Annotated in this window: 2 protein-coding genes; both read left to right on the plus strand. The window is 51.7% G+C overall.

Annotated elements, in window-relative coordinates; translation table 11 throughout:
- On the plus strand, positions 1–2,326 hold a 2,326-nt coding region (locus tag ABYW01_RS18505), incomplete at its 5' end, for an RND family transporter (protein ID WP_372835708.1).
- Positions 2,319–2,835 (plus strand): outer membrane lipoprotein-sorting protein (locus tag ABYW01_RS18510; RefSeq protein ID WP_372835711.1); only part of this gene is annotated, 517 nt, incomplete at its 3' end. The genes ABYW01_RS18505 and ABYW01_RS18510, both read left to right, overlap by 8 nt.

A 2,835-nucleotide genomic window follows, 5' to 3' on the forward strand; every position in this document is an offset into this window, starting at 1 on the left:
ATACAACAGCCAGACGCTGACTGATCTGCATTCATTGTCATCCGAGATTCAGAAGATGGACGGTGTGGTGCGTCAGGACCTGATGGCACTGGATACCGTAGACAACATCTCTCAGGAAGGACTAGGTAGCATCCGTTTCGAATGGATGATGAAAATGGCTCCGCAAACGGATGCCCAGGTAACCCGTATTCAAGAGGCTGTAGCCCGGTTGCCGTTGTTACAGAACACCTTGGTGGCGGAGGATGGCAAAGCCGCGGCGATCTATATACCGATCGAATCGAAATCAGAAAGCTACCGGCTCTCGCAAGAGATTCAGACGGTCATTGATACGCTGGATAGCCAGAATCAATACTATATGGCCGGTTTGCCCGTGGCAGAAGATACCTTTGGAGTGGAGATGTTTATCCAGATGGCGATCTCTGCGCCACTGGCGGGCTTGATGATCTTTATCCTGATGTGGGTGTTCTTCCGCTCATTCCTGCTGATCACCGCACCGATGATTGTGGCGATGGCGACGGTGATAATCACGATGGGCCTGCTGATCGGGCAGGGTTACACCGTGCATATCATGAGTTCGATGATCCCGATATTTTTAATGCCTATTGCGGTGGTGGATTCGGTGCATATCCTGTCCGAGTTTGCTGATCGCTACCGTCCTGGCGAAAATCCACGCAAAGCGTTGGCGGAGGTGTTGAGTCATCTGTTTACGCCGATGTTGTATACCTCAGTGACGTCCGCCGTCGGCTTTGCATCGTTGGCATTTACGCCGATTCCTCCGGTACAGATCTTTGGTCTGCATGTGGCCGTGGGTATTCTTCTGGCCTTTATCCTGACGATTATTTTTGTACCTGCATACATTGTGAGTTTGTCTGAAAAACGTCTGGCCGCACTCAAAGATCACAACATCGAAGAAGAAGACAACTCTGCGTTGGGTCGTTTGTTGGTGAAGGCGGGTCAGTTCTCTCTGGCACGAGCAAAGGGCCTGGTCATTGGCTTCATCGCGTTGGTGATGGTGTCGGCTTACGGTGTCAGTCAGATTCAGATTAACGATAACCCGATTCGCTGGTTCAAAGAGGATCACCGTTTGCGGGTTGCAGACATAGTGATGAACGCTCATTTTTCTGGCACCTATGAAGCCTATCTGGTGTTGGAAAAGCAGGACCTGTCCGAAGAACGTGTATCTCTTAAGCAGGCACTGACCCAGGCAGCTGCGGGTGATTCTGCCGTGGCGACGGCGTTGTCCGATATCCTGGCGCAGGCTGAAAACGAGCAATTTCAGACCTATACCGATAACTTGATCAACGTGTTTGATGAAGCATCGTATAACCGGCCGGAGCAGGAAGCATTGTGGCTGAAACTCATGGCGGTGACCGAAGACGCTCAGCAAAGTGCCAAGTACTTTCTGACGCCGGAAGCGCTGGAGTATCTGGATAGCTTACAAGCACACCTGAATGCATCGGAGTTGATTGGTAAATCGAACGGTCTGCCGACGTTATTAAAGACGGTATATCGTGAGCTGAACGGCGGAGATGCCGAGCAATACACTTTGCCGGGTAATGCGTCAGCGGCAGCTCAAACGATTCTGAGCTATCAGTCCTCACACCGTCCCAACGACCTATGGCATATGGTGACGCCAGATTACCGATCCAGTGTGCTCTGGTTGCAGCTGAAAAGCGGTGATAACCAGGACATGAGCCAAGTGATTGAACTGGTTGATCGCTACGTTGCGGCCAATCCGTTGCCACAAGGTGTTGAGGCAAACTGGGCCGGTCTCACCTATATCAACGTCGTCTGGCAGGATCAGATGGTGAATGGGATGTTGAACAGCTTACTGAGCGCCTTTGCGATGGTGCTGTTGATGATGGTGTTCTTGTTCCGCTCGGTGAAAATTGGTCTGTTGTCCATGTTGCCGCTGACCGTGACGATCCTGTTTATCTATGGCCTGATTGGTCTGATTGGCAAGGATTACGACATGCCAATTGCGGTGCTGAGTGCGCTGACGTTGGGATTGTCCGTCGATTTCGCGATCCATTTCCTTGAGCGAACCCGCGCAATTTATCGTGAAACGGGCGAATGGCAGCTCACTATTGAAGAGGTGTATAAAGGTCCGGCAAGGGCGATTAGCCGCAATGCGGTCGTTGTCGCCGTTGGCTTTACACCGCTCTTGTTTGCCCCGTTGGTCCCATACATCACGGTGGGCTTCTTTTTAGCCACCATCATGGCGGTGTCTGCTGTCGTTACCGTCCTGCTGTTGCCTGCGGTGATGGATAGCATCCGAAACAAAAATGCTCTGTTTGGTATGAAGAAGGAGAAACAGAATGTCTGATCTGATTCGCTCCCTGTTTTTAACGGCCGCATTGGCCATAACACCTGTGGTGACGTCTGCTCAGGCTGCTGATATGACGGATGTAAACGAGATTGTGAGTCAGTCGAATCTCGCCGCCTATTACAAAGCAAACGACGGTCGGTCTGAGGCGCGGATGGTGATCACTGACGGGCAAGGGCGAAAGCAGACCCGTCAGTTTACGATTCTGCGGTATGACCGTGCCGATGGCGGTGATCAGGACTTTCTTGTGGCCTTTAGCCGTCCGGCAGATGTTCGTAACACCGTATTTATGGTCGCGAAACATACCACGAGCGATGATGATCGCTGGCTCTACCTGCCCAGTCTGGACCTGGTCAAGCGGATCTCAGCGGGGGATAAGCGTACCAGCTTTGTCGGATCTCACTACTTCTATGAAGATGTCTCCGGGCGTAATATCAGTGAAGACGAGCATACGCTGGTGGATACCACGGATGAACATTATGTGGTGGATAACACACCTAAAGACCCAG

This window comes from Pontibacterium sp., assembly GCF_041587635.1.
Classification (GTDB): Bacteria; Pseudomonadota; Gammaproteobacteria; order Pseudomonadales; family Balneatricaceae; genus Pontibacterium.